The 12,749-nt window shown below is 30.7% G+C and carries 15 protein-coding genes; 5 read left to right on the forward strand and 10 right to left on the reverse strand.

Features of this window, described 5'->3' with window-relative positions:
• Positions 1-407: 407 nt before the first annotated feature.
• The 8 genes from ACI32A_RS03275 to ACI32A_RS03310 all read right to left on the reverse strand — a co-directional run bounded on the left by ACI32A_RS03275 (position 408) and on the right by ACI32A_RS03310 (position 6,155).
• A complete protein-coding gene (locus ACI32A_RS03275) occupies positions 408-545 on the reverse strand; it encodes a DUF3789 domain-containing protein (protein ID WP_296152660.1) in 138 nt (45 codons plus the stop codon).
• Between the two features lie 662 nt (positions 546-1,207).
• Positions 1,208-1,693 (reverse strand): RNA polymerase sigma factor, encoded by a 486-nt coding sequence (locus ACI32A_RS03280; protein ID WP_439753596.1) that lies wholly within the window; start codon positions 1,691-1,693, stop codon positions 1,208-1,210.
• Between the two features lie 174 nt (positions 1,694-1,867).
• On the reverse strand, positions 1,868-2,539 hold the full coding sequence (locus tag ACI32A_RS03285) for an ABC transporter ATP-binding protein (RefSeq protein ID WP_439753597.1): 672 nt from the start codon (positions 2,537-2,539) through the stop codon (positions 1,868-1,870).
• A 12-nt stretch (positions 2,540-2,551) separates the two neighbouring features.
• Entirely contained in the window at positions 2,552-3,664 is a 1,113-nt protein-coding gene (locus tag ACI32A_RS03290) for a hypothetical protein (protein WP_439753598.1), read from the reverse strand.
• A 7-nt stretch (positions 3,665-3,671) separates the two neighbouring features.
• Positions 3,672-4,721 (reverse strand): FtsX-like permease family protein, encoded by a 1,050-nt coding sequence (locus tag ACI32A_RS03295; RefSeq protein ID WP_439753599.1) that lies wholly within the window; start codon positions 4,719-4,721, stop codon positions 3,672-3,674.
• A gap of 61 nt (positions 4,722-4,782) precedes the next feature.
• Positions 4,783-5,235, reverse strand: coding sequence for a hypothetical protein (locus ACI32A_RS03300; protein ID WP_302198911.1), 453 nt, complete (start codon positions 5,233-5,235; stop codon positions 4,783-4,785).
• 177 nt (positions 5,236-5,412) lie between these two features.
• Positions 5,413-5,991, reverse strand: a complete 579-nt coding sequence (locus ACI32A_RS03305) for an accessory gene regulator ArgB-like protein (protein WP_439753600.1) — start codon at positions 5,989-5,991, stop codon at positions 5,413-5,415.
• Positions 5,988-6,155, reverse strand: coding sequence for a cyclic lactone autoinducer peptide (locus ACI32A_RS03310; protein WP_439753607.1), 168 nt, complete (start codon positions 6,153-6,155; stop codon positions 5,988-5,990). Before ACI32A_RS03310 ends, ACI32A_RS03305 begins: the two co-directional genes overlap by 4 nt.
• Positions 6,156-6,449: 294 nt before the next feature.
• On the opposite strand from ACI32A_RS03310, the gene ACI32A_RS03315 reads away from it, so the two are divergent.
• The 5 genes from ACI32A_RS03315 (at position 6,450) to ACI32A_RS03335 (ending at position 12,043) form a co-directional block, all read left to right on the forward strand.
• On the forward strand, positions 6,450-6,767 hold the full coding sequence (locus tag ACI32A_RS03315) for an IS110 family transposase (RefSeq protein WP_439753601.1): 318 nt from the start codon (positions 6,450-6,452) through the stop codon (positions 6,765-6,767).
• A gap of 24 nt (positions 6,768-6,791) precedes the next feature.
• Positions 6,792-7,682 carry a transposase gene (locus ACI32A_RS03320; RefSeq protein WP_439753602.1) on the forward strand — a complete coding sequence of 297 codons (891 nt, stop codon included), beginning with the start codon at positions 6,792-6,794 and terminating at the stop codon, positions 7,680-7,682.
• A 676-nt stretch (positions 7,683-8,358) separates the two neighbouring features.
• Complete coding sequence (locus tag ACI32A_RS03325) at positions 8,359-9,066, forward strand: LytR/AlgR family response regulator transcription factor (RefSeq protein WP_439753608.1); 708 nt, start codon at positions 8,359-8,361, stop codon at positions 9,064-9,066.
• Positions 9,063-10,379: a sensor histidine kinase gene (locus ACI32A_RS03330; RefSeq protein ID WP_439753603.1), complete on the forward strand. Its 1,317-nt coding sequence runs from the start codon at positions 9,063-9,065 to the stop codon at positions 10,377-10,379. Before ACI32A_RS03325 ends, ACI32A_RS03330 begins: the two co-directional genes overlap by 4 nt.
• Before the next feature lie 302 nt (positions 10,380-10,681).
• Positions 10,682-12,043 carry a hypothetical protein gene (locus ACI32A_RS03335; protein WP_439753604.1) on the forward strand — a complete coding sequence of 454 codons (1,362 nt, stop codon included), beginning with the start codon at positions 10,682-10,684 and terminating at the stop codon, positions 12,041-12,043.
• A gap of 45 nt (positions 12,044-12,088) precedes the next feature.
• On the opposite strand, the gene ACI32A_RS03340 is transcribed toward ACI32A_RS03335, so the two are convergent.
• Both ACI32A_RS03340 and ACI32A_RS03345 read right to left on the reverse strand, forming a co-directional pair.
• On the reverse strand, positions 12,089-12,340 hold the full coding sequence (locus ACI32A_RS03340; RefSeq protein ID WP_439753605.1) for a helix-turn-helix domain-containing protein: 252 nt from the start codon (positions 12,338-12,340) through the stop codon (positions 12,089-12,091).
• A partial coding sequence (locus ACI32A_RS03345; protein WP_439753606.1) for a hypothetical protein occupies positions 12,333-12,749 on the reverse strand: 417 nt, incomplete at its 5' end. The genes ACI32A_RS03345 and ACI32A_RS03340, both read right to left, overlap by 8 nt.

The following is a 12,749-nucleotide window of genomic DNA, read 5'->3' on the forward strand; positions in this document are numbered from 1 at the left end:
ACCAACTCATATTCGGTATGCACCTTTGAATAATCGGTATAATATTTTATCTGAGTCGCAAATGAATTTATCTGATCCGAAGAATCACTTGATACTCTGCAATAAGCTGCCAATCTGATTTTTTCGTCATTCTTTTTGGTCGGCTGTATCTCAGTAACTACCATTTTTCCATCCTTTCTGTAATTCTGTTTTTGCAAGACAACAATATCACAAGAGTTTGAAACTATCCAGCGAATATTACATCTTTTTTGAATTATTTTTATGCGGTCAGCAATATGCTTTCAGATCCTTCCAAGACGATTTCAAGTATGCTTTTGTACTCTTCCTCTGTCAGCAGATTCATCTTCATAAGGAGACTTAACATATTGAGTTCATAGTAACATTCTGAATTTTTTATTGCTTTACTCTTATTCATCATCTTTAGTTTCCTCTGATGTTTTATGATTTCCAATATTCTTGTCAGCGTTTGAAGCTGCGTTGCATAAGCACATAATGCACACACCGATAAATGCACCTATGAATAATCCAATAATAAAACCTATCATTTTAATTTCTCCAATCTATAATTATATTTTGTTACAGCAGGCAACAGCTATGCGAAGCACAGCCGTTGCCTGCTGTCTTATATCAATCGTTTTGCAAGGCGGTTTCCATATACAACACCGTTGTCGGCACATAAGGTTAAATATCTGTAAGACATACAATGTGCTGTTACTTAGGCATTGGGATTTCTCCGAATATTAAACCGCCTTGCTTTAGTTGGTATTTATCCTAAATTCCCCCCAACCGGGAACACGTCAGACGGTCATGCATTTGACTCCATTGGAATTTCACCACCGTGAGGATCTCCCACAGCCGCCCTCATTGCTTGCGACGGTTTTATCTCGCTCGAGCTGTGACTGGACGGAAGTATCATTGTCCCTTCTGCCTGTCATCGCCGTCATTGAATTTGCCTTTCAATGTCTGAGTCCTGAAGATATATAAAATATGTTCGCTCATGTGGCTTGTCCGTTCCGGACAGCAGAAGAAATGTATCTGATGTGCTGATATTAAGTTTTCAAAGATCAACGCCCGTTCCCAAAAAGAGAAACAGGCAAAAGAGAATTAACCCTTTCACCTGTTTCCTCACTTAAAAGCGTTTTGACAAGCCTATTTTTGAAAAAAATTTATTTTCAGCGTTTTCAACAAAATATCCCGTGTGATTTTATTAAAGATTTTCTCTTCTAAGAATTTCTTCTTTTAGCTTTTTTCTTGCTCGTCTAATACTTAATGATACAGCTTGCCTCGTACATCCTTGAATTTCCGCAATTTCAGAACAAGTAAATCGTTCCCAGTAGAATAGTATTATTCTTTCTCTCTGCAACGGTGACAGGCAAATAAGCATTTCCTTTAATTTTCCGTTTCTTATTTTAGAAATAATAATATCTTCTAGCGTAATATTGTCAGACAGTGTTTTCTTATGCAAGGTGATTTCTGATTGCTCAGAGTGTTCAATATGCCTGTCAAACTCGTTTAACTGAGAAATGTCATGTAGTTCATTATCATTAAACAAGCTAAACACATCATTATTAACCTCAACTTTATTTTCATCACCTTGTCCATCTTTAAAAACAACATAAAATTTTCCGTTCTCTTCAAAAATTGTATAAGGATTATCCTTTGATTTTCTTCTTTTTGGACGATTATCATCCACTTATTTTTCCTCCAATCAATCTGAATTTTTAACAATTCAGGTCGATTGGAGGACTTCTGTTTCTAAAAAACATAGTTGCCCTTTCTGCTTTCAATGCAAAAAGGCAAAAAATAATACCGACAGGTAATAGCATTAAAAGCTATAACTTGTCGGCATTTATATTCTTATTTTTAATTACGAACAATTATCCTTAATAATATTTCCGTCCTTTATCTCAATAACGCGTTGACATTTATTTGCAATATCTAAATTGTGTGTTACTATAATTATGGTAATTCCATTCCTGTTTAAATCAAAGAGCATTTTCACTATTTCTTCCGATGTTTTACTATCCAATGAACCTGTAGGTTCGTCGGCAAATATGTATTCTGGGTTTGTGACCAAAGCACGCGATATAGCTACCCTCTGTTTTTGACCACCGGAAAGCTGTGATACTTTTTTAGCTTTCAGGGACGCAATTCCTGTTTTCTTTAAAGCTCTCATTACTGAACCTTTTTTATCCTTTATTTTCTTATTAAAATATAAGGGTGTCATTACATTTTCAAAAACAGTAAAATCATCAATCAATGCAAAATCCTGCAATACTATTCCAATCTTAGAACTTCTAAGCTTTGATTTTTTACTTTCGCTAAGTTTATTGATATCAATATTATCAAGATAATATTCTCCGTCAAAATTATCAATGCATGACATAATATGTAATAATGTGGATTTACCCGCACCGCTTTCTCCTATAATTGCAACCGTTTCTCTATCGTCAATTTTTAGGTTTATGTTGTTTAACGCATGAACCATATTTTTTTTCCCTTTTAAATATATCTTGTTCAAATTTTTAATTTCAATCATAGTTGCCTCCGATTATCTTTTATATTTAAAAACTTCTATAGGTGGGTTTTTCTTTAATATTCTATAAGGAATTAACGATAATGATAACAGTATCATAATTATAGCTATTATAGCAATATAATTAAGCCAACACATACTTTTTTGCATAACAAAAATAAATATTACAAAGAATACAACCAATGTCAGAACAATATAGATAACAGTATATAATAAACTTATCAAAAAACATTTTTTGGTTGAAGCACCGCATAGATATAAAATGGAATAAAAATAAAGATTCTTATAAGTAGAAATAGCAATGCAACCTATCATTCCAAACAATGAAACTAAAGATAAAGTTAAAAAAATCGGACCTAATGCTCTAACCCTTGCATAAGCATTTTCTTTTCCGTTTTCTAATACATCGGAAAAAGTTCGAACATAATAATAATTACTAAACAGTTTATAAGATTCATTTAAATCGCTTGAATTTTTTAAAATGATAGCTTCAGTCATTCCAGTACTAACGAATTCATTTGGTAAATAATTATATAATGTTAATAACGGAATTTCAAATGATTCATCTGCTTTGCCTAACATATCTTTTGTATTCAATTCTGTACCACCGCTATTAAAAGTACAGTAGTAGGAGGTTTTTAATATACCAACAATCTTTCCCGTAAAACCATTTTCTGAATCAATATCAATTATGTCACCAATATTAAAATAATTATTTAAGGAATAGGGTATCACTACAGGAATATCTTTTAAATCATCCGTACACTCGTTTAACCATGTTCCCTCTGATAATTCGGGAATATAATCATTTACAAATTCATTGCTATATCCATAAAGAGTATATTCTCCTAAGTAAGCTACCCCACCCAATTCACAATAATCTATTGAATTTTCAGGTAATTTATTTAATAATCTTTCCGGAACAGAATTACCGCCATTATCAACTATTATTCCGTTTATATCTGAAAGTCCACTGCTAATGTACTCATCAACTGTAACGAAGTAACTATTTGCAGTAACTAAAATATCGCTTAATAATAAAGTGGAAGCAACTAATTGTATTATTATAATTATGCTCATTAATAGATTCTTACAGAAAAGATGGTATGAAAATTTAATTAACTTCATTATTTTGTCACCCCAATCTTTTTTCGGAAATAGATATATTTTTTACATATTTTGAAATTACAGGAGCACTTGTAATAATAATAACTATAAAGTACACTATAATCATACTAATGTAATCATATATTCCTAAGCTGTATGTAAAATCCTCATATTGTACATATTCAATTATGCTTGGCAAGACACATCTTGAAAAAATACATCCACATACAAATGATATTAAAGCAATAATGAAAATTACATTAGCTAAGAGAAAAATGCAAGTTGTTTTTGTCGCACCGTTCAATCTATAAATATAAATAATTTTGTTATTCTTTTCTAATATATATAAATAGACAAATGCTACATTTATCATTGATAACAAAAATATTCCTATATATATAATAGTAGTAGAATCATTCCATAAGCTGTCAATATTTTTTATTCTTTCCGGATAGATTATTTCTGCATTTTCAAAGCATTCCGTCAATTGAGAAATAATTTTATTATTTTCATCGTCATCAGGATATTTATCTAAAACAATTGATACAGATTCATTATTATGCTTCACATCATTTATAGACGATATAGGCAATATATTATAACCGCCAACTGAATATGTACCAATTACAGTATATTTATCATTGCATATTGATATTTTATCCTCTTCTATCACACCTTCATCACCTGATATTATTACATGTTTGTTTGTTGCGAATTCATCATTATTGAAATATCTGCCATGCTTAATGTGATTGGGATAGTAAAGATAGTCAAACATTATTCTTGTATCAGCAATATTAGCTTTTATGGAGACTGCATTTAATTCTAAATCACACTTATTATTAAAATGCTCTATCTCTTTTAGCATCATATTATCATCGATGAATGCACCATTAAACGATACAGTATAGGTCTTAGAATTATCATATTTTTTATTTGCATTTGTATAGCTTGCAAAATACGAAAACACAAAAAGAGAGGCAAATATAGATATTATCTGTATTAAACAAAGAAATCCAACCAATAACTTATTATTTTTTAAAAAATGCCAAAAGATTTTAATTGATAAATTTAACATTAGCTTTATCCTCAAAAGGGTGCCCTTATAGTATAAGGACACCCTCAACTTGAATATCTACTTATGATTGAGTTCCCACAACATTGTATATTAATGTATTGCTGTTATTGCTCAACGTGAAAATGTGTTTAGTGCTACCAACAGTAGTACCGTAGCCTGCCTCTTTGTTTACATAATTTGAAGAAGAACCGCTTGCGGCCAAGTCACCGTTTGTTTTATAAATATAAACGGCGACACTTGTTGATTTTAAACTGCTACTGCTATTAATTTTGGAATAAGCGGTATCAGAATATGTAGGGAAAGTACTGCCTTTCCAATGTTGTGCGGTGACTGTTGCACTACCTCCACCAGAAACCGAAAGCGATTTTGTATGCTTTTTCTCAGTTTGATCGGTCTTACTGAGTACGTACGAACCCGAACTGGTTGTGGTTGCAGCTGATGCACTAAAACAACCTAACATTATCGTTGAAACCATTAGGATACAAAATCCTAATAAGAACATTTTCTTTTTCATTGTAAAACCTCTTTCTTTTTAATATATTTATAATTTTTCGCAAATTATTAAAACATCGGAAACTCCTCCTTCCTGATAATACAATAAATAATTTCTTTTGTATTTATGTTCTTCATTTATATTTGTTGAGTTTGTCTACAGTAACCTGAAACCGTAAATGCTTAGTTTAATCCTAGTTTAATTTGTAATTTGGACTTTTCTCATTAATAACACCAAGGTGCTCATTATAACTCCGCATATCAAAGAGCACCCTATATTTCTGAGTTCTGTTAAAACACAAAATAATGATATGATAAATATACAGACTGAAATTAAAACAGCTAATGTTTTGTACCACTTTTTCTCATAACTATTCAATGGATTGTTTTCTGTGTCAAGAGGGGACATTAATATTATCAACACCACACAAAGCAATTCAAATATTATGAGTAAATAGGTAAATATATTACCAACACTATTTGCATATTTAATTAAGCACAACATTATTATGCTTGAAATAACAGAAAACACATAGCATCTTGTTGGTGTTTTAGCATGGTAACCGCCTGCAAACTTACGGATAGCAATAAAAGAAAAATAAAACACTAAACTTTCGACTAATAAATTGAAGAACAATCCTAAAACAATAATTGTTGCAATATGTAATGATGATGATAAAACAATATATACACCATACACATATAAATCAAAATTATCATTTTGTCCTTCATCTTTGCATAAAAAGCAAGCAACTTTATCCGAAATTAACTTTATCATTTGAACTTCTTAAACTTCTCCAAACCTTTTGGCGCCTTGGGTTGATATATTACAAAGCATCCTGAAGAATTTGCATTTGATTTTAAAGCAACAGACACCATTTTTTTGATTCCGTTTTTCATCTTGTTTGATAAAATCTTTTCGTTTTTCATTATTATGACCATTCCTTTCCGCTTTGCTACAAGGCACAAAAATAAATGAAAGCGACTTGTAGGAAAGCTATGTAAAATTTGTTAGAATGTACTTGAGAAAGCAAACACACTACAGAGCACGATGAGGTGAGTAGGCTCAGCGTATGCTGAACTGAATAATTATGTGTGTCGGATGCTCTTTCAAGCACAAATAATTAGGGCCTTGAACCCTGTAAACTTATCTTTGGAGAGACGGACTACTCAATCTTTCAGTGAGCATCCAGTCCCTGTTTGTTTTCTCAAAATATTAATTTTGAGGGATGTGTTATGTTAAAAATCGTTTATCCTGTCTGCTGTGGAATAGATGTCCACAAAACCTTTATCTATTGTTGCATTGCAACTACCGACAACAAGGGTATTACCACCTACAAAAGCAATCGTTTTTCGACTTTTACCAATCAACTTAAACGATGTGCAGCTTGGCTCAAAGAAAATAATTGTAAGGATGTTTGTATGGAATCCACAGGCAAATATTGGATTCCTATTTACAACATTCTTGAATTGTCCTGCAATATTGTATTGGCTCACCCAAAATATGTTAAAGCAATTAAGGGCAAGAAAACTGACAAAAAGGATGCCAAATAGATTGCTGAGCTTTTTAAGCATGATTTGATTAACGGTAGCTTTATTCCTCCGGCTGATATTCGTCAGTTGAGAGATTTAACCCGTTATCGAAACAAACTAACCAATTTTATTGTCGGTGAGAAAAACCGTGTGCAAAATTGCCTGACTGTTTCCAATATCAAATTAGATGATGTTTTTACTGATGTGTTCGGTAAGGCTTCGTCAAGTATCATCAATGCCCTTCTTCTGAATCCATCAGAGAAAATCTCGGATGTGTCTAAATTTAGAACAAGGGGTATGAAATCTACTGATGAAGAAATACTCGCTGCAATAGACGGTAACATCTGTAATGAACAGGCTGAAAAACTCAAAATTATTCGTTCACATATGGATAATATTGAAACATGTAAGGCTAATCTTGAATCAGTTATTCTAAATCTTGTTGAGAAGTACCTGCAACAACTAAATCTAATTTTGACTGTTCCAGGTATCAAATCCTTTTCCGCAGTTTCCATAATTTCGGAAATAGGAGTTGATATGTCTGTGTTTCCAACATCAAAACATCTTTGCTCTTGGGTAGTTTTAACTCCTCAGAATAATGAAAGCGCCAGCAAAAAGAAAACTACTCGTATTAGTCGTGGAGGCGCTTACATTAAGCCTTTATTAGTTCAATGTGCACTTGCTGCTATCAAAAGCAACAAGTACTCCGAAATACGCAACCGTTACCTTGCGCTCAAAAAGCGCAGAGGTCACGAAAAAGCAATTATTGATATCGCAAGAACTCTCCTTACCGCAATTTACAATATTTTAAAGGAAAATGAGCCATACAACCCCAATTTGTATACAAAATCGGATTTACCGCCCCAGCATAGAACTGTCAGCTTTGACGAGGCTGTATTCATTCTTCAAAGACAAGGATATATTATTACTTCTTGATTTTTAACATTTTATTTTTGCAACCTTATGGGGGCTTGCTTTCTTATGCCCCTTTTTTAGGTGTGCTAAAATCACAATCTTTCAAACTTATCAACCTCACTGTTATATATTTTATCAGAATTTATAAAATTATGTTTATTTTTGCAAAATCGGTAACAAATTCGACAAAACCTGTAGCTTTTTAATCATTTTTCGTTGTTTTTAAACAACTTAGAGAGAATATTTACATATTTTGATTATTAACAATATAAGTATTTATATCTTCTTTTAAATATTATTTATAATTACTAATATTTTATTGGGTTATGTTAATGTATGTATATATAAATCCGAATTCGTATAGCATAAATAAGAAAAGTAATACAATTAAAGCAGTAAAAGTCAATATTTTATATAACCACATATTCAATATTGTAAATGATTACTCTTTATGAGGTATTGAAACATTTACAAAATCTTTAATACATAAATACCACACATTACAATCTGTTATTACACGCTTTAAACAGAATAATATTCCTAAAAAATGTTGACAAATTAAATCTTTGCAATGATTAAATCACTAAACCTAACATCAAAAATAATTGATATAATTTTATCTAAACTGTGATAAAACAGATGACAATTCACACTTTTTAAGTTATAATTCTTTATATAAGGGGATGTTACTTTGAAAGTGTTAATATGTGATGATAATCCTAAAATAATTACTCAAATTAAAAAATACCTTTTTGATATTTCAAAACACACAAGATATAAATTTGACTGTATATGTTTTATGAATGGGGATGATATTTTAACAAAGCAAATTAAAATTGATTTTGCTTTTATTGATATTGAAATGCCAGGTGTTAACGGACTCACAGTTACAAAACATCTCCAAAAAATAAATCCTAATATTATTATTTTTATAGTTACTTCTTTTCAAGGATACCTAGATGATGCAATGGATCTTAATGTTTTTAGGTTTTTGTCTAAACCCATTGATAAAAGCAGATTCTTTAAAAGTATGGATGTTGCTTTAAATCTATATCACCAGAGTACAGAGATAATTATTTTAGATTACTTTGATGAATGTCATAATATATTTACTATTGATATTCTCTATTTAACTATTGAAAAGCGCAAAACAAAAATAATCACAAAAAATAATGAGTATATTTCTAATAAAAAGTTTGAATACTGGAAAAATTGTTTAAAATCATATGATTATTTTGCACAATCACATTATAGTTTCATCGTAAATTTAAAAAATGTAACAGATTTTGATAAAAATGAAGTCACATTATCCTTTGACTCAAAAAAAGTAAAAGTACCGATATCACGTAGTTTTTACGCTTCTTTTAAAAAATCATTTTATGAATATATGGGAGGCACAATATGACTTCAAATATATGTTATGCGTTGGTATTTTTTATTGAATGTCTAATATCTCTTTATTATTTTGATTTTAAATTTGAACGAAAAATCGCTAAAAAGTTTATATTTTTATTTACACTAGGAAGTTTTATTATATTATACATAATACATTTTTATGAAATTCCTATTATGAATCTTTTAGGATTCTTCATCTGTAATTTTCTAATTTCTAAAATATGTTACGAGACTAAAATAAAATCCGCTTTATTTAATAATTTAATTCTTCTCTCTATTATGATTGTCACCGAAATAATAGTATTTTATTTTTCTTCAATCATTTTCAGAATAGATTTATTTGAAAGCTATAATGATGATTTTGTATTAATTATTCAAGCCGTAATTTGTAAATTGCTTTATTTCTTATCCGTACATTTAATTATAAAAATATCACAAAAAGAAAGCACGGAAGCGAATTCTAGGTTTTCTCTTATTCTTTGCATTCTACCAATCGCTTCTATTATTTTAATGTGCACTACTGTATATCTTTGTATTGTCTACTCAGTAAATGAAAATTTTAAATTATCTTTAGTTTTAGGAAACTTGCTTTTATTATTTTCGAATATTATAGTTTTCTATATAAACGAACTAACAATAAAAGTTAATCAAAAATACACACAAATACTTTTAGATAAGCAACAAGAAAAAGATACGATAGATTACTATAAGCTATTAAGTGAACAAAATAAAAACTCAAAGGTATTGATTCATGACATAACTAAACACTTAAATACAATTAAACAATTATCAGAAGATAAGGATTCAAATATAGCTCAATATATATCTGAAATTATTAATGATTTTAGTATTATGAATCCAATTGACTACTGTAATAACCCTACAGTCAATTTAATTACTCATAGGTATTATGAGATATGCAAGAAAGATAATATCAATTTTACAATCAGTATAAAAAACGCAAATATTGATTTTATGAAAGAACATGATATAACCGCCTTGCTTGACAATCTTTTAGAAAATGCAGTGGAATCAGCGTTAATGTCAAGTGATAAATTTATTGATTTTTCTATCAGTACAAGGAACTCAAATTTTGTAATCATTAAAATTTCAAATTCTTGTAATAAAAAGCCTAAATATATAAATGGAACTCTTGTATCTTCAAAAAGCACCTCAGGTACGCATGGAATTGGCACTAGAAGTATTAAACGAGTAGTTGAAAAATACAATGGAAATTTAGAAATGAAATTTGATAGTAATACAAATACCTTTACTTCCACTATTGGAATAAATTTCAATATACAAAATAACAATCAAGCATAATCTCTTATATTTACATATATTTTTATTCTTCGTTATTTGCTTATTTTAAACAGCAAACTGCTCTTACCACCTTGTTCACGGTAAGGCTGTTCGGTTTCAATTTATTAGGCTTTTTTCAAATTTTTATAATAATCCTGTCAGTACTTAAGTATGTTTGCTCTTTGGCAATAAATTATATTTTCTTAGATTTATATAATCTATCATGTTGATACTATTGTCTCAACAATTATTGAGACAATCATTTTATTGATGTAATTATAATATGTTAAAATCAAATTATAATTTCAGTAAGAGGAATATTTATGAAGCGAACGAAAAACCACTATAACAATTTATCATATATTATTTTCACAATACTGTCTTTCTTTTCAATAAGTCTGATTTTTAACAATAATGTATGGTTTGACGAAGCTTATACCTTGTCGCTTATTCAGCACAATTATTCCGAAGTAATTGAAATATTAAAATCGGACATGCATCCGCCTCTATACTTCATATCTCTAAAACTCTTCTGTGAGATTTTCGGTTATTCGGTTTTGGTAACTAAAATTTTTTCGGTACTCGGTTATATTGCAACGCTTTCGCTAGGCTGTACAGTGATTAAAAAGCATTTTGGTTTGGGTACATCAATAGTCTATATGCTTACCATAGGGACAATTCCTATGTCACTTTATTTCAGCGTTCAGCAAAGGTCATATGAGTGGTGCATATTTTTTGTTACGCTTTGTTTTATTGAGGCTCTGTTGTTTATTGAAAACCACAAATCTTACCATTGCATTTTATTTGTTATTGCTGCTCTGTTTGCCTCATACAATCATATTTATGCACTTTTAGCAGTTGGTATAATTTTTGCATTTGTGAATATCTATATTTTTATAAAAAACAGAAGATTGTTAAAAGAGATAATTATTTCAGATATTTCAATGATTATCAGCTATTCTCTATGGATTATTCCGCTGTTAAATCAGGCAAAGTCGGCTTCCGGCAGCTTCTGGCTTACAAGCGTAGAACCGCTTTCGATTATTGTATTTGTATCAGGAATTGTAATTTCAGCGGTAATACTCACTAAAAAAGAAAATCGTAGATTGCCCGTAATATTTGCAATTATATCTATTTTAAGTATTCAGTTTACAGGCCTTTTCGTAACCGTTTTTATTCGTCCGTTATACATTGCACGGTACAGTGTTGTAGTTTTAGGGATTTTTGCATTGTTGATTGCTTTTGGAACAAAAAACACAAAAGGAAAGTTCAAAAAAGCACTTTGCATATCGCTTTGTATTCTAAACATTGTCTGTGTTGTTACAACGGGAATGTTTGAATACAATTCATCAATGACCAATTTTCTTAACAGGTTTAAAAAAATAATTTCTTCGTCAGATATTTTTGTCTATTGCGACAATGCGTTTGGAATTATGTCATATTATTATCCTAAAAGCACACATATTTGCACCTACAGCGAGCCTTGGTTTGCAGCATTCGACAATGTTGAATGTATAGACAAAAACGAGCTTGTGGTTGAAATCCGTAATTATGATACAGTTTGGTTTGTAAAAAACGAATTAACAAAAACACCAGAATACATAAAAAATGATTTTGATTTGGAATTAGTCGATTCATTCAAATGTGATTTCAATACCTTTAATGTGTATTTGGCTAAAAAGTAATATGTATTACGTGTTCTTAACTTTATGTTTTTAAAATGTTTTATTTTATATTTTATATAGCAAACTGCTCTTACCGCCTTTCTCACGGTATCGTTGTTCGGTTTTTATTAATCCTGCTTTTTTCAAATCCTTAATAGCTCTGCGGACTGTGGCAGGCGACAACTTTATGTCGCCTGCTATTGTTTTTACAGAGGGCCAGCATTCGCCGTTTTTGTTGGCTCGGTCGTGGAGGTAGGTATATACGGCAATGGCTCGATGTGGCAAGTCCATTTGATAGAGAAAAGTTAATTTACTCATTGTCCAGCACCTCCTGTGGTGGTCTTTCGGTTCTTATGACTACTTTTCTTTGCTTGTCTGCGTTCTGTTCAACGCTTGAATTTTCGGGTTCTTCTGTTGGCTCATCTTGCTGTTCAGAATTAAAAGAATCTTGGCTGTCGTTCTGCTCTGCATTAGGAGAGGTTTTTAAGTTTTCATTTTTCTTCTTTTTCTCACCGTTTGCTTCGTCGAATCCCGAATCAGTTACTGGCTGTTCAAGATAGTGAGGACAGTATGTTTGGATTATGTTGTTGAACAACTCCGAGCGGTTGGCATAGTGAACTTCACGGTTGCCGTTTTCCATTACCTCATACTTTTCCTCAAATTTAATACCCCATTTGAAGAACAATTTAAGTTTGACTTTCATGGGATAAAAGCCTGTTTTCATAAC

It is taken from the genome of Floccifex sp., assembly GCF_051873555.1.
GTDB lineage: Bacteria > Bacillota_I > Bacilli_A > Erysipelotrichales > Erysipelotrichaceae > Floccifex.